General features: G+C 41.2%; 18 protein-coding genes. 9 read left to right on the top strand and 9 right to left on the bottom strand.

Annotated elements, in window-relative coordinates; all coding sequences use genetic code 11:
* The first annotated feature begins 32 nt into the window (after positions 1-32).
* From accC to H148_RS0110100, 5 genes are all read left to right on the top strand, one after another.
* Entirely contained in the window at positions 33-1,475 is a 1,443-nt protein-coding gene (accC, locus tag H148_RS0110120) for an acetyl-CoA carboxylase biotin carboxylase subunit (RefSeq protein WP_029034704.1), read from the top strand.
* A gap of 15 nt (positions 1,476-1,490) precedes the next feature.
* On the top strand, positions 1,491-3,032 hold the full coding sequence (locus H148_RS0110115; RefSeq protein ID WP_029034703.1) for an acyl-CoA carboxylase subunit beta: 1,542 nt from the start codon (positions 1,491-1,493) through the stop codon (positions 3,030-3,032).
* 118 nt (positions 3,033-3,150) lie between these two features.
* A complete protein-coding gene (locus H148_RS0110110) occupies positions 3,151-4,041 on the top strand; it encodes an NAD(P)-dependent oxidoreductase (protein WP_029034702.1) in 891 nt (296 codons plus the stop codon).
* Between the two features lie 73 nt (positions 4,042-4,114).
* The gene (locus tag H148_RS0110105) at positions 4,115-4,672 is read left to right on the top strand and encodes a YeeE/YedE family protein (RefSeq protein ID WP_029034701.1); all 558 of its coding nucleotides are present in this window, start codon (positions 4,115-4,117) and stop codon (positions 4,670-4,672) included.
* A 1-nt stretch (position 4,673) separates the two neighbouring features.
* Positions 4,674-5,090 carry a DUF6691 family protein gene (locus tag H148_RS0110100; RefSeq protein ID WP_029034700.1) on the top strand — a complete coding sequence of 139 codons (417 nt, stop codon included), beginning with the start codon at positions 4,674-4,676 and terminating at the stop codon, positions 5,088-5,090.
* On the opposite strand, the gene H148_RS0110095 is transcribed toward H148_RS0110100, so the two are convergent.
* Positions 5,087-5,440, bottom strand: a complete 354-nt coding sequence (locus H148_RS0110095) for a hypothetical protein (protein WP_029034699.1) — start codon at positions 5,438-5,440, stop codon at positions 5,087-5,089. The two genes, H148_RS0110100 and H148_RS0110095, sit on opposite strands and share 4 nt — an antisense overlap.
* A gap of 66 nt (positions 5,441-5,506) precedes the next feature.
* Positions 5,507-6,178, bottom strand: a complete 672-nt coding sequence (locus tag H148_RS17645) for a trimeric intracellular cation channel family protein (protein ID WP_051286358.1) — start codon at positions 6,176-6,178, stop codon at positions 5,507-5,509.
* Positions 6,179-6,320: 142 nt separating this feature from the next.
* Between H148_RS17645 and trxB the strand changes: the two genes are divergently transcribed.
* Entirely contained in the window at positions 6,321-7,298 is a 978-nt protein-coding gene (gene trxB / locus H148_RS0110085; RefSeq protein ID WP_029034698.1) for a thioredoxin-disulfide reductase, read from the top strand.
* A 66-nt stretch (positions 7,299-7,364) separates the two neighbouring features.
* Here the strand turns inward: trxB and H148_RS18625 are convergent, their stop codons facing one another.
* The 4 genes from H148_RS18625 to H148_RS17640 form a co-directional block, all read right to left on the bottom strand.
* Positions 7,365-7,502 (bottom strand): hypothetical protein, encoded by a 138-nt coding sequence (locus tag H148_RS18625; RefSeq protein WP_156877241.1) that lies wholly within the window; start codon positions 7,500-7,502, stop codon positions 7,365-7,367.
* A complete protein-coding gene (locus tag H148_RS0110075; RefSeq protein WP_029034697.1) occupies positions 7,502-9,223 on the bottom strand; it encodes a PspC domain-containing protein in 1,722 nt (573 codons plus the stop codon). The genes H148_RS18625 and H148_RS0110075 overlap by 1 nt, the downstream gene beginning before the upstream one ends.
* Complete coding sequence (locus H148_RS0110070; RefSeq protein WP_029034696.1) at positions 9,216-9,560, bottom strand: PadR family transcriptional regulator; 345 nt, start codon at positions 9,558-9,560, stop codon at positions 9,216-9,218. Before H148_RS0110070 ends, H148_RS0110075 begins: the two co-directional genes overlap by 8 nt.
* Before the next feature lie 70 nt (positions 9,561-9,630).
* Positions 9,631-10,155, bottom strand: a complete 525-nt coding sequence (locus tag H148_RS17640) for a DUF4870 domain-containing protein (protein WP_037325003.1) — start codon at positions 10,153-10,155, stop codon at positions 9,631-9,633.
* Positions 10,156-10,299: 144 nt separating this feature from the next.
* Between H148_RS17640 and H148_RS0110060 the strand changes: the two genes are divergently transcribed.
* The 3 genes from H148_RS0110060 (at position 10,300) to H148_RS18870 (ending at position 12,014) form a co-directional block, all read left to right on the top strand.
* Positions 10,300-10,752: a DUF4442 domain-containing protein gene (locus H148_RS0110060; protein WP_029034695.1), complete on the top strand. Its 453-nt coding sequence runs from the start codon at positions 10,300-10,302 to the stop codon at positions 10,750-10,752.
* A 135-nt stretch (positions 10,753-10,887) separates the two neighbouring features.
* A complete protein-coding gene (locus tag H148_RS0110055) occupies positions 10,888-11,688 on the top strand; it encodes a TIGR00266 family protein (protein WP_029034694.1) in 801 nt (266 codons plus the stop codon).
* 128 nt (positions 11,689-11,816) lie between these two features.
* Positions 11,817-12,014, top strand: a complete 198-nt coding sequence (locus H148_RS18870) for a hypothetical protein (protein WP_029034693.1) — start codon at positions 11,817-11,819, stop codon at positions 12,012-12,014.
* A gap of 56 nt (positions 12,015-12,070) precedes the next feature.
* On the opposite strand, the gene H148_RS0110045 is transcribed toward H148_RS18870, so the two are convergent.
* From H148_RS0110045 to rplS, 3 genes are all read right to left on the bottom strand, one after another.
* The gene (locus H148_RS0110045) at positions 12,071-13,015 is read right to left on the bottom strand and encodes a LysR family transcriptional regulator (RefSeq protein WP_029034692.1); all 945 of its coding nucleotides are present in this window, start codon (positions 13,013-13,015) and stop codon (positions 12,071-12,073) included.
* Positions 13,016-13,253: 238 nt separating this feature from the next.
* On the bottom strand, positions 13,254-15,476 hold the full coding sequence (locus tag H148_RS0110040; RefSeq protein ID WP_029034691.1) for an NADP-dependent isocitrate dehydrogenase: 2,223 nt from the start codon (positions 15,474-15,476) through the stop codon (positions 13,254-13,256).
* A gap of 536 nt (positions 15,477-16,012) precedes the next feature.
* Entirely contained in the window at positions 16,013-16,363 is a 351-nt protein-coding gene (gene rplS / locus H148_RS0110035) for a 50S ribosomal protein L19 (protein ID WP_029034690.1), read from the bottom strand.
* Between the last annotated feature and the right edge of the window lie 32 nt (positions 16,364-16,395).

Genomic DNA, 16,395 nt, shown 5'->3' with positions numbered 1-16,395 from the left:
CTCCAAATTTCCGATTCCAATAAATAAATTGAATGAAAAAAATATTAGTAGCCAATAGGGGAGAGATCGCATTGCGCGTGATGAAAACTGCCCGCCAAATGGGAATTCGCACTGTAGCTGTATTTTCAACAGTAGATCGCAACGCTCCCCATGTAAAATTTGCCGATGAAGCTGTTTGTATAGGAGAAGCTCCATCAAATCAATCTTACCTGTTGGGGGATAAGATCATTGAAGTTGCCAAAGAGCTGGATGTGGATGGAATACATCCCGGGTATGGTTTTTTAAGTGAAAATGCCGGTTTTGCTGAAAAAGTTGAGCATAATGGAATTACATGGATAGGTCCCGGTTCTAAAGCCATAAAGATCATGGGAAGCAAACTGGCTGCAAAAGATGCAGTAAAAGACTATGATATTCCTATGGTACCGGGGATTGATCAAGCAATTACAGATCCCGAAAAGGCCAAAAAGATTGCCGCTCAAATAGGATTCCCCATCCTTATTAAGGCTTCGGCGGGAGGTGGCGGTAAGGGTATGCGTATCGTGGAGAAAGAAAGTGAGCTGGAAGACCAGATGAAGCGGGCGATTAGTGAAGCGGAGTCCGCCTTTGGAGACGGTTCGGTATTTATAGAGAAATATGTTGGTAGTCCGCGGCATATTGAGATCCAGGTTCTGGCAGATTCCCACGACAATATCCTGCATCTTTTTGAACGGGAATGCAGTATTCAGCGGAGGCATCAAAAGGTGGTGGAGGAAGCGCCATCGGTCATTCTTGATGATGAGTTACGTAAAAAAATGGGGGAAGCTGCTGTCAAAGTTGCCAGAGCTTGTGAATATGTTGGCGCAGGGACAGTAGAATTCCTTCTGGATGAAAATAAGAATTTCTATTTCCTTGAAATGAATACCCGGTTGCAGGTAGAACACCCAGTGACCGAATTGATCACCGGTATAGATCTCGTGGAACAACAAATAAAAATAGCCAGGGGAGAAGTTCTTTCATTTTCTCAGGAGGACTTAAGGATTTCGGGACACGCCGTGGAGCTTCGGGTTTATGCCGAAGATCCCCTTGAAGATTTCATGCCAAGTGTTGGGCTGCTGGAGCGGTATCGCGGACCATCGGGAGAAGGGGTGAGATTGGATGATGGTTTTGAGGAAGGAATGGAAGTGCCAATTTACTATGATCCCATGCTCGCTAAACTCATTACCTACGGAAAGACACGGCAAGAAGCTATCCAGAGAATGTTGAAGGCAATTAGTGAGTACGAGATTAAAGGTGTTAGTACAACTTTACCCTTCGGAAAATTCGTTTTTGAACATGAAGCCTTCCGAAGTGGAGATTTTGATACCCATTTCGTGAAAAAATACTATTCTGCAGAAAAACTTGAATCCCAAACCCGGGAGGAAGCAGAGTTGGCTGCTCTTGTAGCGCTGAAACAGTACCTGCAGGACAGAGAGCAGTTGAGATTACCTAATAAATAATTGCAGAAGAAATCTATGAGCAAGAACACCCAAAACCTGAAAGAAAAAATGGCCGAAGCCGTTAAAGGCGGTGGCGAAAAGAGAATAGAAAAGCAACACAAGCAAAAGAAACTTACCGCCCGCGAACGGGTGGATTATCTTTTGGATGAAGGCTCCTTTGAAGAAATAGGTATCCTCGTTACCCATCGCACCACCGACTTCGGAATGGAGAATCAGCAGTATTATGGGGACGGTGTGGTTACAGGGTATGGAACCATTAACGGCAGGCTGGTTTATGTATTTGCCCAGGATTTCACCGTTTTTGGAGGTTCACTTTCAGAAACCCACGCCGAAAAGATCTGTAAGATCATGGATCATGCAATGAAGGTTGGAGCGCCGGTCATTGGGCTCAATGATTCGGGTGGAGCAAGGATTCAGGAGGGAGTGAAATCCCTGGGAGGTTATGCAGACATTTTTTACCGAAATGTGCAGGCTTCAGGAGTAGTTCCTCAGATTTCTGCCATCATGGGACCATGTGCCGGGGGTGCGGTTTATTCCCCCGCCATTACCGACTTTACGTTTATGGTTCAGGATACCAGCTATATGTTCGTGACGGGTCCCAATGTAGTGAAGACAGTGACTAATGAAGAGGTGACTTCCGAAGAACTGGGGGGCGCCAGCACACATTCCACCAAAAGTGGTGTTACCCACAGGACTGCTGCGAATGACATAAGTTGTTTGGAGGATATCAAGAGCCTGCTTAGCTATATTCCTCAGAACAATAAAGTCACTGCCGAAAAGTTGCCATACGAATTTGGAGATGAGGTAAGGGAAGAACTTGAATCCATAGTGCCCGATAGTTCAAATAAGCCTTATGATATGCATGAGGTGATCAAAGGAATTATTGATGAAAATACCTTTTTTGAGATCCATAAGAATTACGCCGATAATATTATTGTGGGGTTTGCACGATTGGGGGGCAGGAGCATAGGTATTGTAGCCAACCAGCCCATGAGTCTTGCAGGAGTACTGGATGTGGAATCTTCCAGGAAAGCAGCCCGTTTTACGCGCTTTTGTGATTGCTTCAACATTCCGCTGCTGGTGCTGGTAGATGTTCCGGGATTCCTGCCGGGAACAGACCAGGAATGGAACGGCATCATTCTTCACGGTGCAAAATTACTTTATGCCCTGAGTGAAGCCACGGTTCCCAGGGTGACTGTTATTACACGTAAAGCTTACGGTGGGGCTTATGATGTGATGAACTCCAAACACATTGGCGCCGATCTTAACTACGCCTGGCCATCGGCAGAAATTGCCGTGATGGGTGCTAAGGGAGCCAGTGAGATCATCTTCAGAAAAGAGATCAAAGAAGCCGAAGATCCCGAAATTAAACTTTCTGAAAAGGAGAAGGAATACGCCGAAAAATTCGCTAATCCTTTTATTGCTGCCCAACGCGGATTCATTGATGAGGTTATTATGCCCCGTGATACCCGCAGGAAACTTCTGAAGGCCTTTAATATGCTCGAAAACAAAGAAATCTTACGGATAGACAGGAAGCATGGGAATATTCCGCTTTAACCTGCGGTTATTCAAAGTTCAAGATTCAAAATTCAAAATTAAAGAATTGTGGAGTTCAAATCTATCGTTTACAGTCTAAAGTCTCACATCTCATATCTCACATCTCACATCTAAAAAAATGAAGTTCAAAAAATTAGTTTATGTAGATTATACAAAGCTAGAGCCCTGGGCTACTAAAGAACTTGAGAATTTTTGTGAAGAGGTGGTGGTGTATGACGATGAACCTTCAAAAGAAGAGACTTTAAACAGAATAAAAGACGCCGAAGCAGTTATTGTTTCATGGAAAACAGAGATCCCAGAGGACATTATAAAGCAATGTCCCGATCTAAAATACATTGGAATGGCCTGTAGCTTGTACGATGATGCATCAGCTAATGTGGCGGTGGAATTTGCGCGAAGCAGAGGAATAACCGTAACCGGAATAAAAGATTACGGCGATCCCGGGGTGGCCGAATTTATAGTGTCGCAACTAGTGTTTTTGCTGCACGGGTATGCAGGCCAGCAATGGAAAGAAATGCCGCAGGAACTCACCGGTAAAAAGATCGGGATTATTGGACTGGGAACAACGGGGCAGCTGGTTGCGAAATGTTTGTTGCCATTCGGGGTTGACCTTTATTATTACAGCCGTACCCGCAAAAAAGATTGGGAAGATCAGATTAATTATCTGCCGCTGGACCAACTGTTAAAGACTGTAGATATCATTTCCCTGCATCTTCCGAAGAATTCGCTGGTTTTAAAAGCAACCGATTTTGCCCTTTTTGGAACCGGAAAGATCCTGATCAACACTTCCCTGGGGCTTCCGTTTGAAGAGGGAGCTTTTGTTGAGTGGATAAAAAAAGATGGGAATTTTGCCATTTTTGACGGGGATGGAAAGAAGCAGCTTTCAGAAGGGACTGAAAAATTAGACCGGGTCATAACTGCGGAAAAAAGTGCGGGATGGGCAGCAGAAACCCAGCGAAGACTTTCCGAAAAGGTGCTGCAGAATGTCAGGGATTTTTTAAAGCAATAGCTTTATCGGTTTTCCCAATGATCCCGGAATTCGGTTGAAAAACTGAAATCATATCTTTACCAAAAATATTTCTATGGAATTTATTTTAGAACCCTGGCCATGGTACGTAGCCGGTCCCCTCATCGCACTGGTAATGTTCCTGCTTATATTTATGGGCAAGAAATTTGGAATGTCTTCCAATCTTGAAACTCTCTGCACGGTTTGTGGCGCAGGGAAAAGATCTGACTACTTTAATGTGGACTGGAAGGCGAGCCGCTGGAACCTGATCGTAATCCTGGGAGCAGCAATAGGAGGGTTTTTTGCAGCACATCTGCTTTCCACAGACACTTCAGTAGAAATATCGGCCGAAACGGTTTCTAATCTTGAAGGCCTGGGTTTTTTTAGTGCCGGGGAAGCCTATTTGCCCGAAAGACTTTTTAGTATGGAAGCCTTTACAGATATAGGGTCGCTTGCAATCCTGTTAATTGGAGGCTTGTTAATTGGTTTTGGAGCCCGTTATGCTGCGGGATGTACTTCGGGCCACGCCATTTCGGGTCTCAGCAATCTCCAGTTACCTTCTCTCATAGCCGTGATAGGATTTTTTATTGGCGGCCTCGTGATGGTGCACTTATTATTTCCAATAATTTTTTAAGATGAAAAGAACAGCAGGTTATTTATTAATCGGGATATTTTTTGGGATAGTGATGTTCAAATCTGAAGCTGCTTCATGGTTTCGCATTTATGAGATGTTCAGGTTTGAGGCCTTTCATATGTATGGAATTATAGGCTCAGCCTTAATCATAGGAATAATTGGAGTGCAGATTATAAAAAGAAAGCACCTGAAATCTTTTTTTGGAGAACCCATAAAAATAGCCTCTAAAGAAAGAGGCTTTAAAAAGTACTTTTTTGGAGGGATTATTTTTGGGTTGGGCTGGGCTTTGGCCGGAGCATGTCCCGGGCCTATTTATACCTTAATAGGCGCGGGATATATTTCTGTAGTGGTTGTCCTAATTGGGGCTTTAGGGGGCGCTTTCCTTTACGGATTGCTTCGGAAGCATTTGCCACATTAGTTGGCAAGGCATTTTCCGGGATTTTTTCCGAAGACAGAGAGTTCGTAGATCATTCCTTCCTTCCACTTTAGTCCGTCAAGTTTTTGTCCCTGAAGTTTCTTCTGTAACAGATGGCTTACTTCCAGGTCTTGTGCGGCTACGCTGACATATTGAATGCTCATGTTTTCTGAAACAGAAAAGAAAACAGTGACGCTAGTTCCTTCTTGCAGGCTTTGGTTAGTATCCCGAAGTAAAAGTTCGATTTCGGCAGTAAGGCCGTTGAGGTCATAGATCCTTTCAGGCTTTTCTGCATAGATAACTGTAGAAACAGTGATCGCTAAGGTCAGCAGTAATAATTTAAAACGTTTCATAATGCAATATTTTAAAGATTAATAATCAATTTCTTCGGGGGATTTTGATTGTTCTTACCTTAAAGACTATCTGGAAATGAAAACGTTACAGGCTGGGAAAGAAAATGATGTAAATCTTTTCTGAGAAAGGTAGAAGGAAGGAAGGGAGATTTGAAATTTCACTGCCAGTAATCTTATAATTATCACAGTCAATGAGGTGATGATATAAATTACATCCTGTGGCATTCCCAGCTCATAAAATATAATAAAAGCCAGGCCTCCCACTATACAAGCGGTGGCGTAGATTTCTTTTCTAAAGATTACCGGGATCTCATTACAAAGAATATCTCTTATCACTCCACCAAAGGTGCCTGTAATGGCTCCCAGGGTAATGCAAATAATAGGGTTAAGATTATTTTGAATCCCAATTTCCACCCCGGTAATGGTGAAAATTCCCAAGCCTATGGTATCGAAGAGGAAAAGAGATTTTTTAAGGTGATCGAGGTTTTTTCTGAAAATTATTGCCAGGATAGTCACAAATCCAATAACATATATATAAATAGTGTTTTCCATCCAGGTCACCGGCGTATTTCCTATTAATATATCTCTTACCGTCCCGCCGCCAATTGCTGTGACAAATGCTATAATAAAAATTCCGAAAAGATCGAGTCTGCGGTTCATGGCCGAGAGAGCTCCCGAAATTGCAAAGGCAATAGTTCCCAACAGGTCCAGGATATTGAATAGGGACAAATCGATCATGCTCCAAAGGTAGGTTAATAGGAGGAGCCTGAAAAACCTTCTGTCAATGACAGAAGTTATTCTTCTATAACAAATCTGTATCTATAAAACTGTAAGGTTTCTTTGAAAGTTACTACTTTTACAGGAAGAAATTTTTATCATCATGAGTGAAACCAGAGAGAGAATAAAATGCCTTATTATAGGCTCGGGCCCTGCAGGTTATACTGCGGCCATATATGCTGCCAGAGCAGATCTTCACCCGGTAATGTATACCGGGATGGAACCCGGTGGCCAGCTAACCACCACCACCGAAGTAGATAATTTCCCAGGCTATCCCGATGGGATTGACGGTCCTGCAATGATGATCGATCTTCAAAAACAAGCCGAAAGGTTTGGCACCCAGGTGCGCATTGGAATGGTAACCGAGGTACAATTGAGTAAGGAAAATGGCGGGATCCACCAGGTTTGTGTGGATAACTCCACGTGGTTGGAAGCCGAAACTGTGATCATTTCTACAGGGGCTACCGCGAAATATCTTGGTCTTCCCAGTGAACAGCGTTTAAGAGGCGGAGGAGTTTCGGCCTGTGCTGTTTGCGACGGATTCTTTTATAAAAATCAGGAAGTAGCTATTGTTGGAGGAGGAGATACTGCCGCCGAAGAAGCTACCTATCTGGCAAATATTTGTGCAAAAGTTACCATGCTGGTAAGAAAAGATGAACTGCGGGCTTCAAAAGCCATGCAGCACAGGGTTTTTAATACTAAGAATCTTGAGGTGCGGTTCAATTCTGAGGTTGATGAAGTATTGGGAGATCAGGTGGTTGAAGGGCTTCGTATCCTGAATAATAAAACAGGTGAAAAAGAGGAGATCAACATCACCGGACTTTTCATTGCGATTGGACACAAACCAAATACGGAAATATTTAAAGGTCAGCTGGATATGGACAATACCGGCTATATAATTACTACAGGTAAGAGCACCAAAACTAATTTGCCTGGAGTTTTCGCATCGGGAGATGTTCAGGACAAAGAATATCGCCAGGCAATCACTGCTGCCGGTACAGGATGTATGGCTGCCCTGGATGCCGAAAGATATCTTGCTACGGTGGAGAGTGCCGAGGAAGAAGAAGTTGCCACAAAATAGAGAACTGATTGTTTTGTAAATAAAAAAGGCTGCCCTCAAAGGCAGCCTTTTTGTTTTTGGTTAATTCTAACATTCTTCGGAAGAATAGATCTTGCAAACTTGTTCTGTTTTTGCTTTTTCTGCAACTTCAGGTTCACACTCTTCTACGGATGGAAAAAGAAGAGTGAAGATGGAGGCCACTACAATTTCTATAAGTACTGCCATTATCCTGAGATTGTATCGGTTTTGATCGCTTCGGGTTCTTCCTCTTGTAATTCATTAAGAGTTTCCTCTTCGGTTTCTCCTGTGTCCCAATCGCTATTTTGCTCCTGGGCATCTCCTGTGTCCCAGTCACTGTTGGAATCTCCCCATGGGTCTTCTTCTTCGGCAGGACAATCCAGGCAATCTGTTCCTTCACGTGTTATTTTGAGGTATCTCTCTTCATATCCATTATGCAGGATGTCGCCGAAATTATCTGTGTTACGATGGAAGGAATAGGTGTTGTCTGCTGCATAAAGCACAGTGCCCACGGGAAGGAACAGGGTTACCTGCACTTTCTGGTCCCTGTATTTGTTTGAAGGATCTGTGGTGAATAAGCCGCTTAAATCAAGGCGATCATTAGAAAAACTGGTGGTATAATTAATTTCTTCAGCTCTTTGTCGGGCTTCTTCATAAGTTTTCCCTTCAGCTTCTTTAATGATCTCCATTCTTGCTGTAGAATCCAACGTGGATTGAACGATTAACTGCACATTCTGAATCCATATTACCTTTTGCCCATTCTCATCATAGGAGATATTAAGGTCATTTGATTTATAGGGAGTGGAATTAAATTGTGGATCTCCCATCATGTTGACGTACAAAGTATCATTTGCGGTCACAGGTAAATTTTCAGAAGTTCTTACTTCGCCATCAAAAGCTCTTTCCGTAGCCTGCTGGATTCCGAAGAATATTAATCCCAATACAGAGATGATCCAAAGTCCTAATAGTACCAGCTTGGCAGTTTTCCCAATGGACTTGAGATCTTTTACCAGGATCTTCAAACCAAGTATGAACAGGAAAAAGAATGGAATTCCCACCGCGAAAAAAGCGAGGAGGGAAATGATCCATATACTGTCTGCCCCCGGTCCCGAAATCTCTACCATATCTGTCCAGGGAGCTTCGATAATTCCAAAAGTCCCTATGGAAAATAAACCAATAAAGAGGCCGATTAAAGTGGCTCCTGCCAGTAATAAAAGGAAGATACCAATTAACTTTACGAACAGGTTAAGAATGAATTTTACGACATCACCTACGGCGGTGGCAGCGGAATTTGCACCAGACCGCGCTTTATACCCATATTTTTCGTAGTTGATGTCCTTCATCTTTCCCGACACATCATCGAACCCCTCTCTAATTTTGCGTTCAATGTTGCTAATAGTTACCGGCTCCCCACGCATGGCAAGTTTATCGGCAGTAGTTTTAGCTTCGGGAACAAAGATCCATAGTGCAATATAGATAAGGATAAAAGCCCCCGTAGAGAAGATGGTAAGGAGGATCCAGGCAATTCTTATCCATAAAGCATCAATACCGGTATAATGAGCCAACCCGGAGGATACTCCGCCAATGTAGCTGTTCTCGGTATCTCGAAATAGTTTTTTGCCCCTGGTTTTTTTATAGACCGGCTCATCTTCAAATATCTCTTCATCAAGCACATAGTCTTCAGGTTGGCCCATTACAGAAATAACTTCATCAACTTCCCTGATGCCTATTACCTGTCTTTCATTTTTGATCTTTTCAGCAAAAAGTTCGGCTATACGCGCTTCAATATCATGAATGATCTCTTCCTGGCCAGAAGTATTGGTGAGAGACTTTTTAATGGCCTCCAGGTAATGTTGCAGCCTGGCATAAGCATCCTCATCAATATGAAAGAAAATGCCGGCAAGATTTATATTGACTGTTTTATTCATGATTTTTAGGTTTTTGGGTGGTTACAATAGTTACTGCTGTTTGCAGCTCGTCCCAGGTGTGGGTTAATTCTTTAAGAAATATTTTTCCGGTTTCTGTAAGGCCGTAATATTTTCTTGGTGGCCCACTGGTGGATTCTTCCCACCGGTAGGTGAGGAGTCCGGCGTTTTTAAGCCGGGTGAGTAGCGGGTAAATGGTTCCTTCTACCACCAGGAGTTTTGCACTTTTCAGGGTGTCAAGGATTTCGGCTACATACGCATCATTGTCTCTAAGTACAGACAATATGCAGTATTCCAAAACACCCTTGCGCATTTGTGCCTTCGTGTTTTCAATCTTCATAGTGTTGGGTTTTGAATGTTGTTGAACTGCTCATTTTTTGATTGATTGATGATGATAATTGATTGATGATTTATTCTGAAGCCTCTTTTGGCGTAGTATTATCTGTAGCTTCGGAAGGATTTTCGAGATATCCATCTGCATTGAGAAAATTAACAGTTAACGGATATTTATAATACCTGCCTTCACCTGCTCTTATAGTAGCTGAAACAACTGCATAAATATTTAATACAAAGAGTGCCAGAAGTAAAAACGCCATAGTCATGATATAAATAACTACAGGACCTGCTTCCAGCGGATTCCCGATCCATTGTTGATGTTCATTCCAGTAGAAGGAATCTTCAAAATTCAGATTGAGTCCAATAATAATTGCACCTGCAACTCCTATCATTATAAGGAACAAAGCATAAAGGAAAAGACTTATCTGAAAATTAAGAGCTTGTTTTCCGTGTTCATTAACAAAGGGATCATTCTTTTTAGCAGTCCAAAAGATCAAAGGGAAAATAAAATTTCCGAAGGGAAAGAAGAACTGCGAGAAAGTGGATAAATGGATTAATGCTGCCACTGTTTTGTCTGGATTTGTCGATTGATTAGTCATTTTTGATTGATTTTCTTATGCAAATATATGTCTTAAAGACAGTATTATGCAAAACAAAGTACTATAATTTTTAGATCAAATGCAAAATTTAACATTTTAACATGTTGAATAATTTGAATACTTTTAGAAAAATCTTCAGTAACTATGGATGTTTCATCTCAAAAATTGAATTCCTTTTTAATGTTTAAACTTCCCAGTGCATGGTTATGCGGGGTAAGAGTTAAGGAAATAGATGAAACCCATTGCATTACAACCGTCACCCATCGCTGGATCAATCAAAATCCTTTTAACTCTCTATACTTTGCTGTACAGGCGATGGCGGCCGAATTAAGTACCGGAGCTTTGGTGATGACGGCTATACAAGCTTCTAATAAGCGTATTTCGATGCTGGTGGCGCAGAATAATTCTAAATTCACCAAAAAGGCAACAGGCAAAATATCCTTTATATGTAATGATGCGCACCTGGTCATTACAGCTATTGAAGAGACAATAAAAACCGGGGAAGGCCAAACCTTCTGGATGCGTTCTCGGGGAGTAAATGAAAATGGAGACGAAGTTTCAGTATTTGAATTTGAATGGACGATTAAATTAAAGTAGGCAGTATTTAGTTATCAGTATTCAGTGATGGGTTCGTAATAATCAGTAGATTAAAAGATCAGAATAGACTCCAGACGCTAGAACGCCAAACTTTGAATTTTAAATTTTGAATTTTAAACATTAAACCTAACTAATATGAATGCACATGAAATAGACTACGAGATCTTTGGGGAAGAGATGCAGTACGTAGAGCTGGAGCTGGACCCACAGGAGGCTGTAATTGCCGAAGCCGGGAATTTTATGATGATGGATAACGGTATCAAGATGGATACTATTTTTGGAGATGGTTCCAAACAAAACGAAGGTTTCCTGGGAAAAGTCCTTGGAGCGGGAAAGAGATTACTCACTGGGGAAAGTCTTTTTATGACCATTTTTACCAATCAGGTGCCGGGGAAGAAGAAGATTAGTTTTGCTTCTCCTTACCCCGGAAAAGTGATCCCTCTGGACCTTACCGAATATGGTGGTAAATTTATCTGTCAAAAAGATGCTTTTTTATGTGCGGCCAAAGGAGTTGCCATTGGAGTGGAGTTCAGTCGCAAACTGGGCAGGGGATTCTTTGGAGGAGAAGGCTTTATTATGCAAAAACTGGAAGGGGATGGGATGGCCTTCGTTCATTCAGGTGGTACTACGGCAAAAAAAGTCCTGCAACCGGGTGAAAAACTTCAGGTTGATACTGGTTGCATTATTGGTTTTACCAAAGATGTGAATTACGATATTGAATTTATAGGAGGCATTAAAAATAGCCTTTTTGGCGGGGAAGGTTTATTCTATGCTACCCTTACAGGTCCCGGGACAGTTTTCGTTCAATCCCTCCCGTTCAGCAGACTTGCAGGGCGTATACTTGCTGCGGCACCACAGGGCGGAGGTAAAGATAAAGGAGAGGGTAGTATCTTGGGAGGCCTTGGGAATATGGTGAGTGGGGATAACCGATTTTAGGAGTGTTAAATTAGCTTCATCTTGTTCCTTTTTAGAAAAAAAAGCTTATTTTTATATCATTAACGAAAACGATTTCGCTTATAGATAACCATTACTTTTTCTAACCAAGGTTAACTAATTTTTTCATTATGGCAAGAGCGATGTTCGAGTACACTAAGACCGTACTTAGTAAAGTAAGTTTTGATGTTACTCTGTTCTGCAAAGAGGTGAAAAAGGCACTTCAACGATTACTCCCTTATGAGATTGAAGAATTGAAGCTTTACATTTTCACCCTGATTCGGCAAAATCCCGAATTGAATAAATGTCTAATTTATCTAAATCCTTAAATAAAAAAGCGGCTCCTGGAGCCGCTTTTTTTTATTGATAGTCAGGATAAGGATCTCTATTTATTTTTTTGGAGAGGACTGATTATTTGTACGTTCTGAAAGGCTATTGCGCCTTTTATAACTCCGGCGATCGTGCTGCGTAAAGCTTCAATGATCTGCATTTTTAATTCACTTTTATTGTAGATGATACTTACTTCCCTTGCAGGACTTGGTTCTACAAACATTCTAATATTTTTCTGTTCATTCTCCTTCAGGTCCAGGGTATGAAGATAGGGTAGAAGGGTCATCCCCAAGCCTTCATTGGCAAGTTTAACCATTGTTTCAAAGCTGCCGCTTTCCAGCTGAATATTTTTGTTTCCAGATTCCCGCGTAGCCTTACATAAATTAAGAATACCTTCTTTAAAGCAATGTCCATCTTCCAGCAGAAGGATGTCATCCAGGTCGAGTTCATCCACCTCAAGTTTGTTCCTGGAGTGCAGTCTGTGACCCGGCGGAATGTATCCAACAAAGGGTTCATAATAAAGAACCTGTTCTTTAATATTAGGAAGTTCTAACGGGGTGGCTGCAATGGCCGCATCAAGATGCCCGTCCTGCAGTCTTTCAATTATTGCTTCGGTGTGGAGTTCCTCAATTTTCAACTTCACCTTTGGAAACTTCTTTATAAAATTGTTCAGGAACATAGGTAACAGAGTAGGCATAACCGTGGGAATTACCCCCAGTCTGAAAAGGCCGCCCACAAACCCTTTTTGCTGATCTACAATATCCTTGATCCTGTCACTTTCATTTACAATATTCCTGGCTTGCTGAACAATTTTACGACCTGTCTCAGTAAGTTCAATAGGCTTTTTACTACGATCAAAGATCAGGACATCCAGTTCATCTTCCAGTTTCTGAATTTGCATACTCAAAGTAGGCTGAGTTACAAATACTTTTTGCGCAGCTTTAGTGAAATTCTGATGCTCGGCAACAGCCAAAACATAATGTAACTGGGTAATTGTCATATTTCCTGAAATATTATTAGCTGCAAAAGTATTTATTTTTTCTATAGATATTAAAAAAAAGTCGTGATTTACTTATACCTGATGGTTCAGAAAAGAACTTAACCTTCATTAGACCTGAAATTAAACAGGTGTCAAAAATAACATTTTTGACACCTGTTTAGTTATAACTCTACAGTTCTTTTATGTAAAAAAGAGCCGGTTAGCCAACTCTTTTCTATTTATAATATATGAAAATCTATTATCCTCTCAGGATGCTGTTTAAAGTTTCGCTTGGGCGCATTGCCGAAGTCACTTTTTCTTCTTCAGGCTTATAATATCCGCCGATATCAACCGGAGAACCTTGTGCATCTATCAGTTCCTGGAGAATTTGTTCTTCATTTTCCTTTAGCTTAAGACTTATTTCTTTAAAATGGTCTTTTAGACCCTGATCTTCATTTTGTTCAGCTACAGCCTGTGCCCAATAAAGTGCAAGATAGAAATGACTGCCCCTGTTGTCCAGTTCATTGACTTTTCGGGAAGGGGATTTGTCCTTTTCCAGAAATTCTTCCGTAGCCTTATCCAGGGCATTTGCCAGGACTAAAGCTCTTTTATTATCATATTTTTCCCCTAAATGTTCCAGGGAAACAGCCAGTGCGAGAAATTCTCCAAGAGAATCCCATCGCAGGTGTCCTTCTTCCACAAACTGCTGTACGTGTTTTGGAGCCGAACCTCCGGCACCTGTTTCGAACAATCCGCCGCCATTCATTAAAGGGACTATAGATAACATTTTTGCACTTGTTCCTAATTCGAGAATCGGAAAAAGATCTGTAAGGTAATCCCTAAGAACATTTCCGGTCACCGAAATGGTATCCTTGCCATCCTTAACTCTCTTAAGAGTATAAAGAGTGGCTTCTTCAACAGACATTATTTTGATCTCCAGGCCGTCAGTGTCCTGATCTTTTAAATAGTGCTCCACTTTCTTAATGATCTCTGCATCATGCGCACGATCTTTATCCAGCCAAAATACAGCCGGAGAGTTTGTTGCACGGGCGCGGCTAACTGCAAGTTTAACCCAGTCCTGTACCGGAGCATCTTTGGTTTGACAGGCTCTCCAAATGTCACCTTTTTCAACTTCGTGTTCCATAAGGACCTTACCATCTTCAGTAACTATCTGTACCACCCCTGCTTCTTTGATCTCAAAAGTCTTGTCATGAGAACCATATTCTTCAGCTTTTTGAGCCATAAGTCCCACGTTAGGTACAGTTCCCATAGTTGTTGGGTCAAAAGCACCATTTTCTTTACAGAATTGAATAGTTGCTTCGTAAAGATCTGCGTAACTACTATCGGGGATTACGGCTTTTGCATCCTGCGGGTTACCCTCGGCATTCCACATTTTTCCTGAAGTTCTTATCATTGCCGGCATAGAAGCATCAATGATCACATCACTTGGCACGTGCAGATTGGTAATTCCCTTGTCGGAATTCACCATGGCCAGGTCCGGTCCATTTTTGATATCCTCTTCAATTTTTGAATTGATCTCTTTCTTTTTATCTTCCGGAAGGCTGTTTATCACATTAAGCACATCCCCGAGACCACTATTAGGATCGGCGCCGGCTTTTTGTAGCTCGGTTCCATATTGCTCAAAAATGTCATTAAAGAAAACTTTTACGGCATGACCAAAAATAATGGGGTCACTCACCTTCATCATTGTCGCCTTCATGTGCAGAGAGAAAAGGATATTCTTTTCTTTAGCATCTTTCACCTGTTCTTCAAGGAATTTTATAAGCGCTTTTTTGCTCATAAAAGTTCCGTCAAGAATTTCCTCTTTTTGGAGCTGCAGATCCTTTTTTAGAACAGTAGTATTTCCGGAGGCGTTTTTAAGCTGAATATTAATTTTCGTCGCTTCCTGAAGAGTTACCGATTTTTCATTATGTCTAAAGTCATCACTACTCATGGTGGCTACATGGCTTTTGGAATCCTTGCTCCATTCCCCCATAGAATGCGGATGCTTCTTTGCGTAGTTTTTAACTGCTTTGGGAGCGCGTCTGTCTGAATTTCCTTCACGAAGTACGGGGTTTACAGCACTACCTTTTACTTTGTCATACTTCGCCTGGATCTCTTTTTCTTCATCTGTGCCTGGTTCATCCGGGTAATTAGGAAGGTTGTATCCCTTTTGCTGTAATTCTTCAATGGCTGCCTTCAACTGCGGAATGGAAGCACTGATGTTTGGCAACTTAATAATGTTTGCTTCAGGCTGTTTTGCAAGTTCGCCCAATTCGGCAAGATCGTCAGAAACTCTCTGATCTTCATTCAGCTTTTCCGGAAACTGGGAAAGTATTCTTCCAGCCAGAGAAATATCTCTGGTTTCAAGTTCAACATTGGCCGGTTTGGTAAAGGCTTCTACAATTGGTAATAAAGAATATGTTGCAAGGGCAGGAGCCTCGTCTGTTTTGGTATAAATAATTCTGGTTGTGTTCGACATATTTAAAATTTAATTTTTTGATCAAGAGTCTGCAATTTACCATTTTTAAAGCTTATTTCACAGGTGCAAAGGTTAAGATAGTGTCGGGAAAAGGCTTAAATAGTGCAAAAAAAAGCCATTTCACTATTTTCATAATGAAATGGCTCTGATGAAATAACAGGTCTTTGCTGAACTTTTACATTCTTAAGTGAAATCTAAATTTCACAAACAAGCTGTTATTTCAACTGGATCGATTTACATTTCCCAAAAGAGTGTGTGTAAATCATCCAAAACGTTTTTACCGAATTAAACCAACTATGTCCTGCATATTGTTGTTCAAAATGATAAAAACCTATGTAAAGATCTTTTGCTCTACATCGAGTTTTCAAGAAGAACTCCTTTCGACATTCTTTAACTTTAAACTCTGTATTAAATTTACGAAAGAAATTTTACTCCCACAAGTATTTTGTAGCCAGGTAGTTATAAAAATATCCTAAAATTATAATTAATAAAAAAGCCTCAATAAATGAGGCTTTTTTGAACGGTATATTGAAAGATTATCTTCTTCTTTCTTTAATACGAGCTTTTTTACCGGTAAGTTCTCTAAAGTAGTAGATTCTGGCTCTACGGACTTTACCGCGCTTATTGATCTCGATCTTTTGAAGGGCAGGAAGGTTAAGTGGGAAGATACGCTCCACACCTACAGTTCCACTCATCTTACGAATAGTAAAGGTTTGAGAAGCTCCTGTTCCTCTTTTTTGAATAACAACTCCACGAAAGAACTGGGTACGGGTTTTTTGACCCTCTGTAATTTCATAATAAACAGTAATAGTATCTCCCGCTGAAAATTCCGGGAAATCTTTTCTTGTTACAAATTCGTCTTGTACAAATTTAATTAAGGACTCCATGTCTAAAATGGTTTAAAAATAAAGTCTAAAAC

The organism is Salinimicrobium terrae DSM 17865 (assembly GCF_000424665.1).
In the GTDB taxonomy this organism is placed as follows: Bacteria; Bacteroidota; Bacteroidia; order Flavobacteriales; family Flavobacteriaceae; genus Salinimicrobium; species Salinimicrobium terrae.
Note: the sequence above shows the minus strand (reverse complement) of the source record. Positions and strands in the feature narration are given on the sequence as shown.

Coding starts and splice junctions, on each gene's coding strand:
- accC (WP_029034704.1), top strand. CDS start 33: ATGAAAAAAATATTAGTAGCCAATAGGGGAGAGATCGCATTGCGCGTG.
- H148_RS0110115 (WP_029034703.1), top strand. CDS start 1,491: ATGAGCAAGAACACCCAAAACCTGAAAGAAAAAATGGCCGAAGCCGTT.
- H148_RS0110110 (WP_029034702.1), top strand. CDS start 3,151: ATGAAGTTCAAAAAATTAGTTTATGTAGATTATACAAAGCTAGAGCCC.
- H148_RS0110105 (WP_029034701.1), top strand. CDS start 4,115: ATGGAATTTATTTTAGAACCCTGGCCATGGTACGTAGCCGGTCCCCTC.
- H148_RS0110100 (WP_029034700.1), top strand. CDS start 4,674: ATGAAAAGAACAGCAGGTTATTTATTAATCGGGATATTTTTTGGGATA.
- H148_RS0110095 (WP_029034699.1), bottom strand. CDS start 5,440: ATGAAACGTTTTAAATTATTACTGCTGACCTTAGCGATCACTGTTTCT.
- H148_RS17645 (WP_051286358.1), bottom strand. CDS start 6,178: ATGATCGATTTGTCCCTATTCAATATCCTGGACCTGTTGGGAACTATT.
- trxB (WP_029034698.1), top strand. CDS start 6,321: ATGAGTGAAACCAGAGAGAGAATAAAATGCCTTATTATAGGCTCGGGC.
- H148_RS18625 (WP_156877241.1), bottom strand. CDS start 7,502: ATGGCAGTACTTATAGAAATTGTAGTGGCCTCCATCTTCACTCTTCTT.
- H148_RS0110075 (WP_029034697.1), bottom strand. CDS start 9,223: ATGAATAAAACAGTCAATATAAATCTTGCCGGCATTTTCTTTCATATT.
- H148_RS0110070 (WP_029034696.1), bottom strand. CDS start 9,560: ATGAAGATTGAAAACACGAAGGCACAAATGCGCAAGGGTGTTTTGGAA.
- H148_RS17640 (WP_037325003.1), bottom strand. CDS start 10,155: ATGACTAATCAATCGACAAATCCAGACAAAACAGTGGCAGCATTAATC.
- H148_RS0110060 (WP_029034695.1), top strand. CDS start 10,300: ATGGATGTTTCATCTCAAAAATTGAATTCCTTTTTAATGTTTAAACTT.
- H148_RS0110055 (WP_029034694.1), top strand. CDS start 10,888: ATGAATGCACATGAAATAGACTACGAGATCTTTGGGGAAGAGATGCAG.
- H148_RS18870 (WP_029034693.1), top strand. CDS start 11,817: ATGGCAAGAGCGATGTTCGAGTACACTAAGACCGTACTTAGTAAAGTA.
- H148_RS0110045 (WP_029034692.1), bottom strand. CDS start 13,015: ATGACAATTACCCAGTTACATTATGTTTTGGCTGTTGCCGAGCATCAG.
- H148_RS0110040 (WP_029034691.1), bottom strand. CDS start 15,476: ATGTCGAACACAACCAGAATTATTTATACCAAAACAGACGAGGCTCCT.
- rplS (WP_029034690.1), bottom strand. CDS start 16,363: ATGGAGTCCTTAATTAAATTTGTACAAGACGAATTTGTAACAAGAAAA.